The organism is Colwellia sp. KU-HH00111 (assembly GCF_040362745.1).
In the GTDB taxonomy this organism is placed as follows: Bacteria; Pseudomonadota; Gammaproteobacteria; order Enterobacterales; family Alteromonadaceae; genus Colwellia.
The window spans coordinates 17,477-36,308 of record NZ_BAABWO010000001.1 but is presented as its reverse complement, the minus strand read 5'-3'; the positions used below and the strand labels follow the sequence as shown (position 1 = coordinate 36,308).

13 protein-coding genes are annotated in these 18,832 nt (G+C 39.5%); 4 read left to right on the top strand and 9 right to left on the bottom strand.

Annotated elements, in window-relative coordinates; all coding sequences use genetic code 11:
- Positions 1–109: 109 nt before the first annotated feature.
- The 8 genes from ABXG98_RS00130 to ABXG98_RS00095 form a co-directional block, all read right to left on the bottom strand.
- Positions 110–1,441, bottom strand: coding sequence for a DUF3422 family protein (locus ABXG98_RS00130; protein WP_353536652.1), 1,332 nt, complete (start codon positions 1,439–1,441; stop codon positions 110–112).
- A 15-nt stretch (positions 1,442–1,456) separates the two neighbouring features.
- Positions 1,457–2,200: an ABC transporter ATP-binding protein gene (locus ABXG98_RS00125; RefSeq protein WP_353536651.1), complete on the bottom strand. Its 744-nt coding sequence runs from the start codon at positions 2,198–2,200 to the stop codon at positions 1,457–1,459.
- Positions 2,193–3,041, bottom strand: coding sequence for an ABC transporter permease (locus tag ABXG98_RS00120; RefSeq protein WP_502901521.1), 849 nt, complete (start codon positions 3,039–3,041; stop codon positions 2,193–2,195). Before ABXG98_RS00120 ends, ABXG98_RS00125 begins: the two co-directional genes overlap by 8 nt.
- Complete coding sequence (locus ABXG98_RS00115) at positions 3,038–4,036, bottom strand: ABC transporter substrate-binding protein (protein ID WP_353536650.1); 999 nt, start codon at positions 4,034–4,036, stop codon at positions 3,038–3,040. Before ABXG98_RS00115 ends, ABXG98_RS00120 begins: the two co-directional genes overlap by 4 nt.
- Positions 4,037–4,084: 48 nt before the next feature.
- Complete coding sequence (locus tag ABXG98_RS00110) at positions 4,085–6,232, bottom strand: TonB-dependent receptor (protein ID WP_353536649.1); 2,148 nt, start codon at positions 6,230–6,232, stop codon at positions 4,085–4,087.
- A 121-nt stretch (positions 6,233–6,353) separates the two neighbouring features.
- The gene (locus ABXG98_RS00105) at positions 6,354–8,675 is read right to left on the bottom strand and encodes a TonB-dependent receptor (protein WP_353536648.1); all 2,322 of its coding nucleotides are present in this window, start codon (positions 8,673–8,675) and stop codon (positions 6,354–6,356) included.
- Between the two features lie 368 nt (positions 8,676–9,043).
- A complete protein-coding gene (locus ABXG98_RS00100) occupies positions 9,044–11,239 on the bottom strand; it encodes a M3 family metallopeptidase (protein WP_353536647.1) in 2,196 nt (731 codons plus the stop codon).
- A 193-nt stretch (positions 11,240–11,432) separates the two neighbouring features.
- On the bottom strand, positions 11,433–12,341 hold the full coding sequence (locus ABXG98_RS00095; protein ID WP_353536646.1) for a tetratricopeptide repeat protein: 909 nt from the start codon (positions 12,339–12,341) through the stop codon (positions 11,433–11,435).
- A gap of 177 nt (positions 12,342–12,518) precedes the next feature.
- On the opposite strand from ABXG98_RS00095, the gene ABXG98_RS00090 reads away from it, so the two are divergent.
- The 4 genes from ABXG98_RS00090 (at position 12,519) to ABXG98_RS00075 (ending at position 17,363) form a co-directional block, all read left to right on the top strand.
- Complete coding sequence (locus tag ABXG98_RS00090) at positions 12,519–13,724, top strand: NnrS family protein (RefSeq protein WP_353536645.1); 1,206 nt, start codon at positions 12,519–12,521, stop codon at positions 13,722–13,724.
- Between the two features lie 159 nt (positions 13,725–13,883).
- Positions 13,884–14,366 (top strand): DUF3015 family protein, encoded by a 483-nt coding sequence (locus ABXG98_RS00085; protein ID WP_353536644.1) that lies wholly within the window; start codon positions 13,884–13,886, stop codon positions 14,364–14,366.
- A gap of 95 nt (positions 14,367–14,461) precedes the next feature.
- The gene (locus tag ABXG98_RS00080) at positions 14,462–16,375 is read left to right on the top strand and encodes an Lnb N-terminal periplasmic domain-containing protein (RefSeq protein ID WP_353536643.1); all 1,914 of its coding nucleotides are present in this window, start codon (positions 14,462–14,464) and stop codon (positions 16,373–16,375) included.
- A 25-nt stretch (positions 16,376–16,400) separates the two neighbouring features.
- A complete protein-coding gene (locus tag ABXG98_RS00075; protein ID WP_353536642.1) occupies positions 16,401–17,363 on the top strand; it encodes a D-2-hydroxyacid dehydrogenase in 963 nt (320 codons plus the stop codon).
- A 16-nt stretch (positions 17,364–17,379) separates the two neighbouring features.
- Here ABXG98_RS00075 and ABXG98_RS00070 read toward each other — a convergent pair whose 3' ends face one another.
- On the bottom strand, positions 17,380–18,744 hold the full coding sequence (locus ABXG98_RS00070; RefSeq protein WP_353537437.1) for an NAD(P)/FAD-dependent oxidoreductase: 1,365 nt from the start codon (positions 18,742–18,744) through the stop codon (positions 17,380–17,382).
- Positions 18,745–18,832: the final 88 nt, after the last annotated feature.

Here is an 18,832-nt window from a genome sequence, read left to right as displayed (position 1 = left end):
CGAATTTTGAATATCTCTGGGTAGACTAAACAACCTAACATAGAATATTTTGGCGTTCACCTTCATAAGCTTGCCGTAGCAGAGAAGTCGAACTTACATAAAATGTAATTCAACGTGGTTTTTTTATGTAACCCATTGCAAGCCTTAACAATAACCAAGTGAGACATAATAAAATAGGTACTGCTAGTCCTTTAACTATGACTTTGTTGATTGGATACCCTACAACATTCACTGCATCAAGCATGTAATCGAGTAAGCCCATTAAATAGTAAGCCATTGCCGCAATAGAAACGCCCTCAACCATTTGTTGTAAGCGTAATTGTATTTCACCTCGTTTGTTTATAGCCGACAATAATTGCTGATTTTGTTGCTCTATGGTTAAGTCGACTCTTGTTCTTAACAAACTACTAGCACGGGCAATGCGCCGAGTTAGCTCATCAAGTCGATTAGATAATGCCTGACAAGTTCGAATACCTGGGCTTAGGCGTCGTGTTACAAACTCACTAATTCGTTCTATACCTTCTATATCGGTTTCTTTTAGCTGTTCAAGTCGCGAACAAACTAAGTCATAATATGCATTAGTTGCACTAAAGCGATAGCTAATGTTGGCAATCAATTGCTCCGTTTTTCCTGCCAAACAAGAGAGCCTATTTAACATCTCATTATCATTTTTTTCGCCCACCGCAGACATTTTTTGATTTATATCTACCAAATCAAGCTCCATTTGAGCAACATCAGCAGATAAAGAACGCGCAATAGGTAAGCTTAGTAATGCCATCAACTGATAGGTTTGTATTTCTAACATTCGTTGCATTAATCGACCCACTTGATAGCGATTTAGTCGATGACTTTGGATAATGATTCGGCCAAAGCCATCACTGTGTATCCTAAATGAGGCAAATACATCGGCGCGATTCTCGGCAACCTTGCTACCAAGCACTTGGTGCCCTTCAAAAGCGTCAAACAGAGCTTGTTCTGACAAAATATCTTCACTAATGACTAAATTAACTGCGCTAACGAGTTCACCACCAATATTGTCTAGCCATTCCTGTGGCACATAGGCAATGGCATAACCGTCAAATAAGCGCTGGCCTATTCCTTTACGTATGAAACTGTAACTTGAAAACTCATGGTGTCGTTCCCAACGCAACTCAAAACCGCCAAAATCTTGATAATAGCAACTTGCTTCGGGACTAGGTGGGTTAACACTATAACGGTGGCATAATGTGATTAAATGTTGATATGCTTGATGTTGCTCTTGTTCGGTATAACGCACAGCCATGTGGGTAATCGACGTTTGTCCATCCACTTGAGGAGACGGCCTATTATGTAATTCCTGAGCAAGTTGTTGTCGTAATAGTGAAACACTTATACGAGATCGTTCGCCTTTAGCGGAGCTATCAATAGGTTTGGCTGATTCTAAAGGGGTAAAAACTGTCATCGTTTGACTCCTAACTTAGTCAATCTTTCCAGCTAGTAAACCAGGAAAACGTGTCATAAGTTGTGCTTGCCATGCTAGCTCTAAAGCTCCAGACTCTTTGCGAGGCCGAGGTAACTTAACCAGAGTTTGATGAATAACCGTACTGGGCGGGTTACTCATAAATAAAATACGATCGGCTAAATAAATCGCTTCAGATAAGTCATGAGTGACAAAGATTACCGTTGTACCTCGTTGTTTGCACAAATCTATCAGTAGCAGTCTTAATCTATTGGCGGTTGGCGCATCAAGCGAATTAAACGGTTCATCTAACAATAATAATTTAGGGTTAGTCGCAAAAGCACGAGCAATGCTAACGCGACGTTGCATCCCACCCGAGAGTTGGCGCGGATAGTATTCCCCCTGATTGGCTAATCCTACTTGTGCTAATAACTCGGCGATCCCATAGTGTTGACTTGTGGGTAACACCAGCTCAATATTCTCTCTGACGGTCAACCAAGGCATTAACCTGGGTTGTTGAAATATATAACCCAAGTGCGGTTTATGCTTTTCATTATCACTTGTATCACCATAGGTAATTTGTTGTTCTACAGAGGATTCAAGCCCACTTATCATATTAAGCAGAGTAGTTTTACCACAACCTGAGGGACCTATAATGGCGACAAATTCGCCATTTTTAACATTAAACTTCAACTGGCCTAATACTGGATTGTGGTTATTCAAGTAGTGCTTTTCTTCAATGGCAACATTAACTTCACTCACAGCAATTACCTCGAGCAACAAGTTTATCAAACGGCTTAAAAATGGCGGCTTCAATCAACATGATTACGGCAACAAAGGCTAGGGTATAAGCAAGAATGCCGGCTATATCAAAAAATTGAAACATTGCATTAAGGGCAAATCCTACGCCGTCACTTCGACCTAACAACTCAACCACTAACACTATTTTCCAAATCAAAGATAATCCTGAGCGAGCCGAAGCTATGATGAAAGGATAAAGTTGCGGTAAAAACACCTTAAAAAAAGTGTGACGGGCTGATAGTTGATACACTTTTGCAACCGCTAAAAGATCTTTATCAACCACTCTTGCACCTTCTCTGATCATAACGACTACTGTTGGCATTTTATTGATAACTACTGCCGCTATAGCCGCAGATTCCACTAACCCAAACCAAACATAGCAAAGTAGAATGGTCACTAAGGCGGGAATATTTAACATAATAATAAGTAAGGAATCGGTTAGTTTGTTAACCAAACGATTAAGCCCCATGATGATACCCAAAAGACCACCAAGCAGCATGGCTATAATGAAGCTTATTAATGCCCGTCTTAAGGTGATGATAACATTAGTAATCATTTCGCCTTGACTAAGGTGAAAGTGTAAACTTTTTACCACCTCAAGCAGTGACGGAAAATCAGGGCTAGCAATAAACCATGCCATGCCTTGCCACATCAATAACATTAGAGCGATAATGCCAAGGCGTTGTAATAAATACCTTAACAACCCTGTTGTTATCCCTTTGCTAATCATGCTTTGACTTGCAATTTTTTTTTCGAAATTTTCTTTAGGTCTAAAATAATTTTTGAAAAAAAAGGATTTCATTGAGCAACCTTGGCGTTAAAACTGTCGGCTAGCAAGTTTGTTTTCCAAAAGGTTCCCTCACTTAACGTCGTTGCTTTTCCTACCAAAGTGCTCCCACCTTGCTTAGCCAAAATAGTAAACACGTGTTTACTTCCGGCGAGCTCTTTTTCGCCGAATTGACCTAATAAACCTGCTCGATAATCTGCTTTCAAAGCAGCAAATACCGCAGGATTCTCTGCTTTCACCAAGGCACTAATTCGTTGCCATTCAAGATCAGATGAAAATAAAATTCGCTTAGCTTCTAAGGATGCCTGTAAAAAACCTTCGATAACACGGGGGTTTTCATTAGCCCAGCGCTGAGAAAACACCCAACCTAACAGGGGTATTTGAGCATCAACGCCCAACTCAGCGAGCATTTCGGGTACGGTTACTAAGGGTTTATAACCGGCCGCTTTTAACCTAGCTCCGTAATGCCAAAAATTTATAGTGCTAGCTAAATCACCACGCATCATCAACCTATTTAATAACGGCGGAGCAGCAAATACGGGATCAACTGCAGCCTTTAAATCCAACTGATATTTGCTTTGGCTGTATGCTTGTAGCAGCAGCCAATTTTTATCTACAGCTCCCCCTGCAATCCCGACAGTTTTTCCTGTCAAATCGTTTAGCGACACCATTCCTGAACTGGGGGCAATATACAAGCCACCGGTTGCCCTGGATGTTGGAAATAGAGTGTAATCTTTATGTTCAAATCGCTGACGATTGACCCAAAACCAATCGCTAAGAATAATATCAACGGCATCACTTTGTAATGCAACCGCAGAGGCATTTTTACTCGCTAATGAAGTGACCTTTAGTTTGAACTGATATTTTTCATCTAACTTGTGATGTTTAATCACATCAATTTCCCAGTTAACTGTGCCAAATTTTAACACGCCAACACGCACTTCTGTCTGCGCCAACACATGAAAAGATAAACATAGAAATAATAGACCACTGAAAAGCCTGTTACACATTTGCATTCCTCTTTTTAACTTTCAGCTAACATTAAATCGGTGCTAGCATTAAAATTTAACATTGATACCCGCATGCAGCGCGCGAGGTTGCCCGCCAAAATAGCGATAAGATCCAAAAGCAAAATCCGCACGACTGGCATATTTTTCATCAGTTAGGTTTTCAATGCGGGCAAATAATTTCACCTTGGTATTAAGGTTTATTGCACCACGCAACTGCAACAACTCATGGCCATCATATTTGTGTTCATTGGCTGGATCTAAGTAATAATCACCCATATGTAACCACTCTAGTTCAAGCTTAATATCAGCGGTTGGTAACCAACTTAAGCGTGCATTGGCTTGGTGTTGAGGTGCAGTATCAATGTCATTTCCTTTCACAACGCCACTGGTCAGGCGATCAAATTCATATTCATGCTTGCCATAGCTGTAATTGATTGCCAAATTGATGTTGCTGATTAAGTCATAGTTCACCCCAAGTTCAAGTCCTTGGTGAGACGTTTCTCCGTCAGTTACATTTAAACCTTTAGCATCACGGAAGAAAAAGTTTTTCTTAGTCATAGCATATATCACGGCTTCATAATGGAGTTTATCACTTACCCCACGTACACCAAATTCAACACTGTTGATCTCTTCAGAATCAATTTCGCCGGCTACTTGCTGCTTTTGTAAACGGTAAAGATCCGTGGTTTGTGGTGCTCTAAATCCTTGAGACCATGCGCCAAACAATGCTATTTCTGAGTCTAGTTGATAATTAAAACCAAGCTTAGCACTGGCATTGTTATAGCGGTCATTACTATCCGCTGGACGTAGATATAAACAAGGCGTTGCTTCATCAGAACTGTTAACACAAGCACTACCATCGGCTTTTAATGTTCCATCAGCGATTAAATTATTATAACGATATTCCGAGGCATCATAACGAATACTACCAGTAAACAATAACTGGTCTGTCGCTTGCCAATCTGCCTGAAGGTAAGGTGCAATAACTAATGCTTCAACCTCGTAGTCATAATGAACACCTTGTTGACGGGCTTTACCATAACTGAATGTATCCGCTTTTTGTTGGGTTTGTGTGAGGGCACCTTCAGTCCATTCGGCGTCAACCCCCATAACTAATGCTAAATTTGGCTCTACTTGCCAATGATAATTACTGGCGACGCCAACACTGTAATGATCATTTTCTTCAATTGCTTTTGACGGTAAATAATGTTGACGAAACTCCATTTCATTCACCCGAAAATAAGGTGTAATGCTTAATTGTTCGTCTTGATTCAACGTGCGCTGCCAACGTGTTGTAATGCGCAATGATGACCACTTGCGGTAAGCATCGTCATTACAATTTTTCTCCATGGCTTCACGATCTTTGTATAAAGTAGCATCATCATAATCTGAGCTATAACAGTCACTACCGTTATCTCCAGAAGAAATAAAACCAGCAGTATCTTGATCAAGTACAAAACCTGAAATTAGTGTACTAAAAACATCTGCACCATTTTCATAATTATGTCGGCCATTAACTTTGAATGAATTAAAACCGCTATCATCTCGATAGCCACCATCATCTATAGCTTGAAAATTAGCGCTAACACCATGTTGCCCCGTTTCTCGACCAAGGGTTCCTTGAAGCTGAAACCTAGCATTTGGCCCAGCAAGAAATGACAGTTCTTTTTCATCACTTGGCGTCTTTGTTAATACATTAATTACGCCATGCACAGCATTTGAGCCGTAAGCTGCACTGGCTGGGCCACGGATAATCTCTACTGCTGCGGCTTGGGCAAGATTGAGCTCAGACAAGCCATTATTATTAGCAAAGCCCGCCGCTCTGGTGGCAACGCCATCTTCAAGAAATAGAAAAGCCCCTGCTGCACCTGGCCCAGTTAACACCGGCGAGCGCAAAGAGGGTAAGGACTCCATGCCATTATTGGTTTGAATATGAACCCCGGTAGCACGGTTTAATAAATCGCTAGGGTGTACGGCACTTACTGCATCAATATCAGCTGATGATATTGTATTGATATTACCGGTAAGATTAAGTAACTGAGATTGTTGTCGACTGCCTGTCACAACAATCACTTCGGTTTTTTCTGCTGCCTTTATAGCGGATTTTTGATTGTCTTGGGCAGTGGATAATGCAGAAAAACTTGTTAAAGACAAGGCGACATAAGGCAGTATAGAACGATAAGATTGTGGGTTCATCGATTATTCTCAAGTTAAATAAAATGCTTACCTGATCCTATTCCGACTTACCCAACAATGCTTTCCTCCTTTAGTATGACTCTTGTCATCTTTTAGTAAAACATCGAGTCATTCTAAGGAGCTAAAATTGATAATTGATGCTTACACTAATCGCTCTAGGGCTTGCTGGGCCAACAAAATATTCATCAAACTCCACCTCTGGATAGAGTTCTCCGAGGACTTCATCTGCTTCCCCATAGGTACCAAAAGTTGAGTAATGGTGATCAAAGATATTGTTGACTTTAGCTGATAGTTTCACTTGTGCACTTAGCTGATAGTTAATAAAAATATTAGCAAGTGAATAAGCAGAGATCTTTTTATTTTCATTGGCTTCATCACCGCGATAGTAAGTAGACGAGGCAAATAAGAACTCTGTGCCGAGATCAATTTCATCACTAATTTGCCAATTGATATGCGCTTTAAATTGATGTTTTGGCTGACCCGGAATTTGGTCACCTTTATTGACTTGTCGATTAGCACCAAGAGGGTTAACGGGGCTAAATGCAACAAAGGGAGATTCAAATGTTGCGTTTAAAAAATTATAGCTGGTATCAAAATCTACATTCCCCAACTGCATAGAAAGCCCAAGCTCTAATCCTTGACGCTGGGTTTTATCAATATTGATAAAATACCCTTGATTAGACTTATTTCCCGCCTGTTGAAAGATAATATCTTGGTTACTCTCGGTAGAATATAAAGTAGCTAATGCCGATATCGTTTCTGTGTTGTAGTGCAACGAGGCTTCCATAGTTTTTGCCACGACTTGTTCAAGTGGCGGATCTGATACAAAGGCATTAGGTAATTTACAAGGGTCATCTTCATCGGCACAACTTAGCTCTGCGGGGCTGGGGGTTCGTGAAGATTCACTGTAGCTCAACGTAAGGGCATAGTCAGAATTGAGCTGGTAATTTAACGCAATAGCAGGATTAAACCGGCTAAAGCTATGCTCACCATCGAGGGAGCCTTCACCACTTTCTATTTGATCATGCATACTAATGTCTGAATGATTATATCTACCTGCCACGTTTAAAGTTAATGCTTGATTTAGTGAGATTGCATTTAGAAAATACCAATATTGCTGCTGTGTTGTGACTTTTAAAGCAACCCGTGATTCGTTGTCAAATAAGCCTATTCCTGTGACAGAACGATCATCTTCAATGCTATCGTTGTGTAATATGGCAAACTGAGTATCACTGTTAAAACCAATATCAGCTTTGTCAGCACCTACGCCAATAATTAGTTCATTGTCAAATGAGTTCAATTTATTCAAGAAAACCAGCTGCAGTGCCCCTCCGTAACTTTTATTATCTGTAAAACCGGTATTAAAGGTGCCATCAACGTCATCAGCATCTAGATCACTAATATCAGTTAACCAAACATCTTCGTCATAGCCAACAAAATGAACTCGCTCTAATTCGTCATCTTCTTCCTCGCACAAGCTCACTTTTTCGCCATCTTCGCATTCTTCATAATCACTGTCATCACCGTTAACACTGTTGATTTCGTTTTCGCGGTAATAAGCATTTGCCTGCCATGACAATTGCGGATTTATAGTGCTGTCACTGTTGATGCTAAACTGTTTATAACGATTGTGGGTTTGATCTGGCTGGGTATAAATAGCTTCCCTACCGGCAATTGCTGCTAATTGCTCAGGTACAGCACCATTGCCAAGCATGGTGTTATCATTGGTCGCCAGCATAAAGTCAACCGAATGAAACTCACTGTTATAGCTGACAGTTGTCAATAACTGTTGCAAGTCACTCTCGGAGTGATCTCGCCAGCCATCTTCTTTATATTTATTGGCAATGAAATAATAGCCCCACTCACCATTGTTAGCTCCTGACTGCACAGTATATTGCGCTTGCCCAAAACTCCCTAAACGTAAACCAAGCTCATGCTTGGTGTAACTAAAACCATTCTTGGTTTGCAGTGCCAAAGCACCACCTAACGTATTTTGACCAAAAGCAGGGTTCGAGCCTGAATATAGCGAAACAGTATCTATCGCCGCTAACGGGATCAAATCCCAATTAACTGTATCTCCAAAAGGTTCATTAAATCGGCTTCCGTTTAAATAGACAGAGACGCCTTGTGGCAAACCGAGCAAAGGAGATGCTGTAAACCCACGGTACTGAACATCAGGTTGAAATGGGTTGTTTTGTACATCATTAATATTCACACTCATTAGCTGATTATTCATATGATCTGCCAATGATAGTGCCTGCGATTGAACTAATTCAGCGGCATTGCTTGTTTGCACGCTGCCAAAAACATGTTGCTGCCCAATCATACTTGCCGATAAAGGCGTTTGCCCGTAGATACTGATTTTTTCTAGCTCATCTATTGCTTGCCCATGCGCAATCATAGGCAGCACAACAACACAAACACAACTAAGTATTTTTCTCATTATTAACTCCATGTTTAAAATTTTACCCTATTGTGTAACCTTAAAGTTGAAAGAACAATATTCGTGCTTTTAAACCAGCAAGACAAAAAAGCAAACAAATTAATACTTAACAATGACTTAATGATTTATTCGTGATAGTCATTCATGCTAAAGTAGGATGAATTTACTCCACAATACCAACATCACTAATATCAACCATGAGCTATTCAAAGTAGTGTTTTTTGGTCATTCTTTCGATAGTTAAAGCTGGAGTTCAAGCTAGAAAAAATGAGGCTTTGATTCATAACTCTGACAATAACGCCAAAAAAATGGCTGAGCATAATATATGCTCAGCCATTTGTTTCTAATCATTTTGTTTCACAAACAAATTAGTTAGTTTTGATTGGAAAACCTCTATTGCGCATTAACGCTTTAACATCAGCATCGCGACCTCTAAAGGCACGATACGCATCAGCGGGATCAACCGCGTTACGTACACTAAACAAATGTTCAACTAGCTTGGCGGCCACATCTTTATCGTAAAAACCACCTGGTGACTGTGCAAAAGCTTCAGCCGCGTCAGCCGTTAACACTTCAGCCCACATATAACCATAGTAACTAGCAGAGTAACCTTCACCACTAAAAATATGACCAAAGTGTGTGGTGCGGTGACGCATCACTATTTGCTCTGGCATATTAAGCGCAGTTAACGTATCACGCTCAAATTTTTGTGGGTCAATACCGGTAGGGTCAACGGTATGAAACTTCATATCCACTAATGCAGACGCTAAGTATTCTGTGGTTTTGAAACCTTCATTAAAAGTTGCCGCTTGTTTAATTTTAGCAATTAAATCTGCGGGCATAGGTTTACCCGTTTTGTAATGCACTAAATAATTGTTAATAACATCATCGGTAGATAACCAATGTTCTAACAATTGAGATTGAAATTCAGTGTAATCACGCACGCCACCATTTAACGTTGGATAAGTAACTTTAGAAGACAAGGAGTGCAAGGCATGACCAAATTCATGGAAATAAGTTTCTGCATCAGACCATGAAATTAAAGTGGGTTGGCCATCAGCCCCCTTGCTAAAGTTTGAGTTGTTCGATGACAATACATTCTTCTTACCATCAAAAGTGGTGTAACTACGGTAGGTAGTTGCCCATGCGCCTGAGCGCTTACCTTTTCGTGCAAATGGGTCTAAATACCATAAACCAATATGTTCGTTTGTGGTTTTATCTGTGACTTCCCAAACACGTACATCATCATTAAATACCGGCACTGAACCATCTTTAATTTCAGCAAATTCAAAATTAAATAAACGGCCAGCCACATAAAACATTGCCTCACGTAATTTATTTAATTGTAAATATTGTTTAACTTCATTTGAGTCTAAGTTGTACTTGTCTTTACGCACTTTTTCAGCATAAAAACGGTAATCCCACGCTTCGATTTTATCAATACCGTCTTGTGCTTTACCAATCGCTAACATATCAGCAACTTCTTCATCAACACGGGCGATAGCTGCCGGCCAAACACTTTCCATTAGCTTGATCGCATTATCAGGAGACTTAGCCATTCTGTCTTCTAAGCGCCAAGAGGCATAATTTTTATAGCCCAACAAGCCAACACGTTCATGGCGAAGTTTCAAAATTTCAGCAATAATGGCATTGTTGTCAAATTCATCGCCATTGTTACCGCGATTATAATAACTATGCCACACTTGTTGACGCAGTTTACGCTCAGTTGAATAGGTTAAAAACGGGTCCATTGATGAACGAGTATTGGTAATCGCATATTTACCTTTGTGACCTAAGGCTTCCGCTGCAGACGCCGCAGCTGAGATAATTGACTCTGTTAACCCGCCTAACTGATCTTTGGTTAAATACAACACATAATTTTCTTCATCGGCCAACACATTATTTCCAAATTTAGTGTGTAAACCCGCTAGTTTTTGGTTAATTTCGGCATAACGTTTTTTCGCCTTACCTTCAAGTGTTGCACCATTGCGAGCAAAACCGTTATAAGTTAAGTACACCAAACGCTGTTGCTCTGGCGTTAAACTGTTGACATCATCACTGTTATATACCGTTTGCACGCGGCTAAATAACTTAGCATTTTGGTTGATTTTAGAGAAAAAAACCGAAAGTTTGGGTGCCATTTCCGCTTGAATTTTCCGAAATTCCGGCGATGATTGGTTTGCACTCCAAATTCCCCAGTAAGTAAAGATTCGACCTAACGCTTCACCCGTTTTTTCCATAGCAACTATAGTATTTTCAAACGTTGGCGCTTCAGGGTTGTTGGCAATGGCTTCAATTTCAGCAAGGTTAATTTTCATACCTGCTTCTATCGCAGGAATTAGGCCAATAAGTGAAACTTTATCAAACGCCGGAACGCCTTGAAAAGGCCCTTGCCACTTTGCAAGTAGAAGGTTTTTTGCTTGCTCAATTTCGGCTGAAGTCGCAGCAACTTTTGTAGCCGCAGCATCGGCTTTAGCGGCAGTAGTTTCAATAGCGGAATTTCCGCCTGTGCAAGCTCCTAACAAGCTTGATAATAATAAGGTAGATAATAGTGTTTTTTTCATAGTCATCTCTAGCTAGAGTGGAATGGTTCCAATAGTTGTAATTGACTACCTAGTTAGCATAACAACTACTGAGTTAACATTACATTAACAAGAATCCCTTGATAAAGAAACGACTTACGATGACATTCATCTTAAATTCTCTACGGTTAAGCGTATTTTAAACAATTGTTAGATGACTTCAGTACTGTAATTTCTAATTTAATGAGGTGGATAATTTTACATCCATTGATCTCACTTTGATATTGACGCCGGCATCAATTAATGACTGATAGAAATCTGCAACATTACATGCAGGGACCTGTTCACAAACAATCACGTATTTCAAAATACCGGGCTTGTGGCTTTGCAACGCTGCCTGATTGAACCAATGCAACGCTTGGGATAAATCCTGCTCAACATGCTGACCATTTAAAAACATTTGTGCCAGATTCACTTGCCCTTTGGCAAAGCCTAACTGGGCCGATTGAAAATATAAATTGTACGCTTGGCTCAGATTATTTTCGATATGATTTGACTTTAAAAATGAGGTTGCTGAGGCATTTTCACGTCGGCCAGGCACAAAAAAGTCACTGCTGTGGTGGACTTTGTCAGGGCTGACATAATTGCCAAACAATTTATCTAGGATAGGTCGTTTCACTAAATAAATTGCGCCTGTGTGCCACATATGTTTTATTTGATTCGAGGTAAAATCATAGCGTTTAGTGGCAAAGTATTTTCGATACCGTAATTGACCATAACGAATACTATCCTTGAGTGCTTGTTGTCTTAAATAAAACAAATTACCGTACTGCAAAGTCACAATATCACCTGTAATATCAACTACTTTAGCCAAACGATATTTTTCGTTGGGCCTTAGAGCATCACTTAATAGTCTGAAGTCTAAGAAATAAATATCATTAACTTTTGGCGAGTTGATGTAATGCTTACTTTCTTCATTGGTTGTTTGGTTTTGCTTAAATTGATTAACAATCAAAAAAACAACACCTAAGATAATAACTAACTTCAACCACAATGAACTATCTTGCCCTAAGCGTTTTAAATGGTGTGAACAAGCGTTTAGCCAATTTTCCGACATGTTAATTTTATTTTCATTAAGTTCCATTTAACGCATTACCCTGTTAGCTTCGATGGTAATTAATATACAGTGTATTTCGTAGATTACCAATAAAAGTAAATCTAGTGCTTTTTATTGATCTATTACAAACAAATTAATCACCATTTTATTAGAATACTTGTATAATACCCGAGTAAATTACTCAAGCATTTTTCAAGGTTAACCATGATGCAAATTACAGACTTGCAAAAAGAACAAAAAATCACCCCGTTACTGCGTTTAGGCTTTCGACCCTTTTTTCTCAGCGGCGCTCTTTTCAGTGTTGTCGCAATAATTCTGTGGTTATTAATGTACAAAGGTACTGTTAGCTTATCTCCTTTAGGCGGTGGCTATTGGTGGCATATTCATGAAATGATTTTTGGTTTTGGTTGTGCGATTATTGCTGGTTTCTTGCTTACCGCAGTGCAAAACTGGACTGGCGCACGAGGCGCCCAAGGTACAACTTTATTGGTGTTGTTTATCCTCTGGTTAGCTGGCCGAGTGGTGGTACTTATGCCTAATCTTTTGGGAGAAACCCTCAGCACTATTATTGACTTAAGCTTTTTACCTGTCGTCGCTTTTGTCTTAGGTAAACCTATTGTCGCCATTAAGCAATATCGTAATCTATTCTTTGTACCATTATTACTGTTGTTTACACTCGCCAATGCTGAGATGCACTTAGCTACATATTTTCCAGAAACTTTTAGTATCACTTTTGCAAGCTATGCTGGCGTGTTGTTGGTAGTCTTTTTAATGTCAGTGATGGCTGGTCGTGTGGTACCAATGTTTACCGCTAATGGCACAAAAACTCCAAAAACAATACCATTGCCTTGGTTAGATAAAATGACCAACGGATGTTTAGCCGTTGCTATGTTGTATTTATTATTACAACCCGTACTAGGTTTTTCTGAGACCTTCTTTGGTGTATTGATGATTATTGCCGGCATCTTTCAAACCATGCGTTGGATAAGATGGAAGCCATGGATTACTTTAGGTGTGCCATTATTATGGTCAATCCACGGGTCGATTAAGTTTATGGCCTATGGCTTAATTGTATTAGGTTGTAGTTATTTAATTGCAGAAATTCCAAGCAATCATGTTTGGCACTTATTAACAGTTGGTGGCATGGGTGGCTTGATATTAGCAATGATTTCTCGTGTTTCGTTAGGCCACACTGGCCGTCCACTAGTGCCACCTAAAGCAATGACAGTTGCCTATATTTGTATTTTCTTAGCTGCATTAATTCGCGCCCTAGGCCCTTGGGCATTACCCGAAAAAGCCTTATTGTTTATCGATATTAGCGGTACTTTTTGGCTATTAGCATTTGGTATCTTCGTGGTGACTTATGCACCAATGTTAATGAGCGCAAGAAAAGATGGTAGACCAGGGTAGGACTCTTCCCCCTGCTTTAAGCGTACAACTTATACTAGTATTTGCTTGATTTAACTATAAATTACAAACAATAAGTGTTGTTTTAGCCATTATTAGTCGTTATAGTGCCGTGGCATTTTTTTGCGATACTAAAAATTATAGTTCTAAGGAAGACATAATATGAAAAAAACAATTCTATCAACACTTATGATTGCAACACTGTCAGCCTCTGCGTTAATGCCTACAGCACAAGCTGAAGGCACTAAAAAGCTAAACCCTTGGCACGATTGTGGTCTAGGTGCAATGGTTTTTCCCAATAATGGCGTAGCTGCTGCCATCTCTAATGTAATCTGGGATTTAGGAACAACGGCAGTAACAACTAATGTTTCTTCTCAGGAAAGCTGTGCAAGTGAAAAAGCACAAACTGCCATGTTTATTAAATCAACTATGCCTTCATTAGAACAAGAAGTTGCTATAGGTGAAGGTGAATATGTTACAGCGATGCTTGAACTGCGAGGCTGTGAATTAGAAAGCCATGCTGCAATTATTAAAGCAGTTCGCCAAAAATTTGCAACTCAAGATAACGACAATGCTGAAACATTATACAATGTTTTAGAAGAGCGTATCAGTTCAGATTTTTCAAAATCATGTGCTAGTGTATAAATACGCTTAGTTAGCTTGAACGCTTATATAAGTGATTTAAAATGGGCCTAATGGCCCATTTTTTCATTTATTTAGCCTAATTTATTGAGTTTGAAGTGAGCTTTACTTTATCTTTTTCTTTTTCTTTTTCTTTTTCTTTTAGGGGCATTGCTCTCATTGTTTTTGCGCTTGTAGCGCCATATACCAGTGCCAATAAACTTTCCCTGTCTGAATTATCACAAAGCAAGCAATGGCAGAAACTGTTGCATTATAAAGAACATGACAACAACACTAGTTATATAACCAGCAAAAACTTTTTATTGAGCAGCACAATAAATCGCTCTCCGCTTGATGAATTAAAAGCAACGATCAATGCATTCATGCTACCCGTAAAAGATGATTCGCAAATCAATAAGCACGCACAATGTCGATTTCCTGCAAGACTAATGCTGATAAAAAAACACCTCAACTTAAAAACAATACATTCGATACCAAAAGTTAAATGCGAAAACTATCAATATTGGTTAAAAACAACAGGTGCATCATCAATCAGTGTTGTATTCGCTTCAGGTTACATGAGTAACCCCGCATCCATGTATGGACATTTGTTTATAAAGTTAAATCGCGATCATAATTCAACAACTAAACACAAAACAAGTGAATTATTAAATGCTAGCCTTAACTACGGTGCTATCGTTCCTAATAAAGAAAACCCAGTGATGTATGTTTTGAAAGGAATTTTTGGCAACTATGATGCAGGATACTCAGACCAACAGTTTTACCGACACCAACATAACTATGGCAATGTTGAACTTAGAGATTTATGGGACTATAAACTCTCATTAACTCAGGAAGATGTCGATTTAATTGTTGCTCACATATGGGAGTTATTAGGCAATAAATTTGACTATTATTTCATCGATGAAAATTGTGCTTTTCATATTGCAAAATTATTAGAAATTGTTTTACCTAATCCGTTAATCTCAAATAATAGTTTATGGGTTTTGCCCAGTGATGTTGCAAAAGGCATTGTACAAGCAAGTTATAACGCCTCCATGTTATTAGAAAAAGTAGACTATATACCATCTAGTGAATCTATTTTACGTGACTACTATCAACAATTGACAGTTACACAACAAAATATCGCACAGGCGTTAGTCGCACTAAACTTCGACTTTACCAATAAAAACTATCAACAACTTGCCGTACAAGACAAAAAAATCATTGTCGAATCATTGTTTCAATACATTAATGTAATGAAACAAAAGCAACCTGATAATAAACAGCTCGAAAAAAATAAAAAAAAGTTAATTAAAGAACGTTATCAAATGCCTATCGGCAAAATAATCAGTGTGCAACCCACTCAGAGTAAATTCCCCCCCCATCAGGGAATGGAAACATCAAAATATTCTTTAGGCTATGCATCTGTAAAGCAAAACCAATTTTTAACCGCTGGTTTTAGGATGACTTATTTCGATAATTTATCAATGAATCTTGCCAAACAGCCCTTTGCAAACTTAGAGATGATCGATATTGAATTGATAGCAACAGATGATGAAATCCGCATATCTAAGGTTGATTTGATTGATATTGACTCTTTATATATCCCTGCAATACCATGGGCTAATGGCAGTGAATCTGCTTGGTCTGTTCGTGCTGGCTATGAGCAGGTCAATAATCAATGTTTTGATTGTGGGATCTATTTTGCTGAAGGTGATATTGGAAAATCGACACTCTATCAAGACAACCATCTGTTGTATGCTATGCTAGGCGGAAAAATATTTTTTGGCAGCGAAGATGATATTAACCTCTCCGCTAAAATGGGTATAATTAGTCAGTTTAGTGATCGTTTTAAGCTTAAATTAGCCGTTCAAAAAATCACCGACAGTAACTTTTCTAAAGCTAGTCAAACTATATGGTCAGGCGAAATAAACTATCAAATAGCTCCAGACTGGGAGCTAAGATTTTTGGTAAACAAACAGTATTCCACCAAGATTGAGCTTAAAGTTAACTATTTTTGGGGCTTTTAAATTCGAGTAACCAATGGAGACAACCATGAACGCTGTGTTTTTAGATAGCCAGACCTTTAGCGACAACATTTCATTTGCTGCCATTGAACAGCAAGTAACGGCTCTTACATGTCACCCAACGACCATGCCAGAGCAAGTGCTTGATCGTTGTCAAAATGCAGATATTATTGTCACTAACAAAGTGGTATTAACGGCTGAAATTCTGGCAAAACTACCTAAGATAGCCCTAATTTGTATTGCTGCTACGGGTTACAACAATGTCGATATAGAAGCGGCACAAAAACACAATATTGCTGTCACCAATGTCAGTGGTTATGCGGGTAAGGCTGTTGCTCAATATGTATTGGCTCAAATGCTAGAATATTATCAACAAACAACACACCACAATACCAACACGGTTCAAGGGCGCTGGCAGCAGAGCGAGACTTTTTGCTACCACGGCAATGGTATTACTGAACTGGCAGGTAAAACTTTAGGTTTGATCGGTTATGGGTGTTTAGGGCAAGCCGTTGCTAAACTTGCTCAAGCATTTGATATGAATATTTTGATTAGTGAACGACCTTATTCTACTGAAATTCGCCGCGGGAGAGTCAGCTTTGACCAGCTCATCACCCAGTCAGATATTATTAGCCTACATTGCCCACAAACGCCCGACACCACCAATTTAATTAATGCCAAGACGTTGGTAAAAATGAAGCCAACTGCAATGATAATTAACACCGCACGCGGCGCTTTAGTTAATAGTGGCGACTTACTAACAGCACTAGAAAACAAACAGATAGCCTATGCGGTATTAGATGTTTTAGAGCAAGAGCCACCTCCTCTTGATCACCCTTTATTATGCGCATTACAAACAAACAAGCTAGAGAACTTAAAAATAACGGCGCATATCGCATGGGCAAGTAGTGAGGCACAACAAAGACTGATCAATTTACTTAGTGAGAACATTGCAGCTTTTAAGCGCGGTGAATCATTAAATCGGCTTTAGTGCGCTAGGCAAAACATCATAAATACTTGTCTTTAATTTTTCCGTAATGAAAGTAGCCCCATTGCCCTACTCGACGTAATGGCGCAAATGGAAATTTAGGGAGTGGCTGAGTATATAAGGGTAGGTTAGATACTGCTTTGCCTGCAACTTTTTCGGCTAAACGCTTACCAGCCTGCACGGAAAAAGACACACCACTGCCACAATAGCCCATGGCATAAAAAAGGTTTTCTTCGTTACTGCCTTTTTCTCCTTGGTAAATATGGGGTAGGTCATCCAGTGCCATACAAATCCAGCCTGACCAGGCATAATCATATGTAAGATTTTCTAAGGCCGGAAAACTAGTTTTTAATACTGACATCAAACGTTGTGCGTAAGCGGGATCATTGGCATTTTTGCCAGTAATTGCACCACGCCCGCCAAACAAAATACGATTATCAGGTAATTTACGATAATAGTATTTCAGCGCGCGCGTATCCATCACCACATTACTAGTGATAAAATTACAAGCCGCTAGCTGCGCTGGTGACAAAGGTGCTGTAACGATAATTTGCGATAGCACAGGTAAACTTCTATTGGTTACTATCGGGTGCAAACCCTTTGGCGTGTAGCCATTAGTGGCAATCACTACTTTCTTAGCGGTTACCTTTCCTTGAGGTGTGATCAGTTGCCTGCTATTTTTAATGCTAGTATCTGCAAAACTCACGGGGGTTGAGGTATGCACTTTTACGCCAGCAGCCTGTGCTAATTGTTGATAGCCCCAAGCTAGTTTTAAAGGATTTAAACCAAACCCGTCTTGATAACGAATTGCCCCATAAGCATTTTCATCGGCCATATAATCTTGATGCAATTCCTGTCTTGATAGAACTTGTACATCATAACCAAACATCTGTTGCTGCAATTTTGCTTGGGCTTTTAGCGTTTTAAGCATGCTTGGCTTATGAGCCACTTTAATATAACCTGCGGGCTGCTGATCACAGTTGATCCCCTCTCCAATCAAACCATTGACTGTCTCAACACCGGCACACATTTCATGATATATGCCGCGCATCACTTCTTCACCCCATTGTTTTTGCATAGCGGCGTAGGTTTTTCGTCCTGAGGATTTTAAAATAAACCCCGCATTTCGGCCGCTACACCCCCAAGCCGTTTGGTTGGCTTCAAACACATGGGCTTTGATGTTATGTTCTCGAGCTAAATGAAGTGCGCAAGAAAGGCCAGTATAGCCGGCACCAATAATAGCAACCTCAACATCAATATCTTTGTCTAGTTGACCATCATCTTCGGGTTTACTCGTTTCATTGGTTGTAGAAATATCAGCCCAGTAACTACTAGGATATTCAATACCACAACCTGGTGAGCTATCCACCATGGGATCATACATTTTATTCACTTTTCTTTCCGTGTTTCATGGACTTTCATTTTGTATCACTTTATTCTAACTAAAGAATTTTTACATTACTTTATCTAGG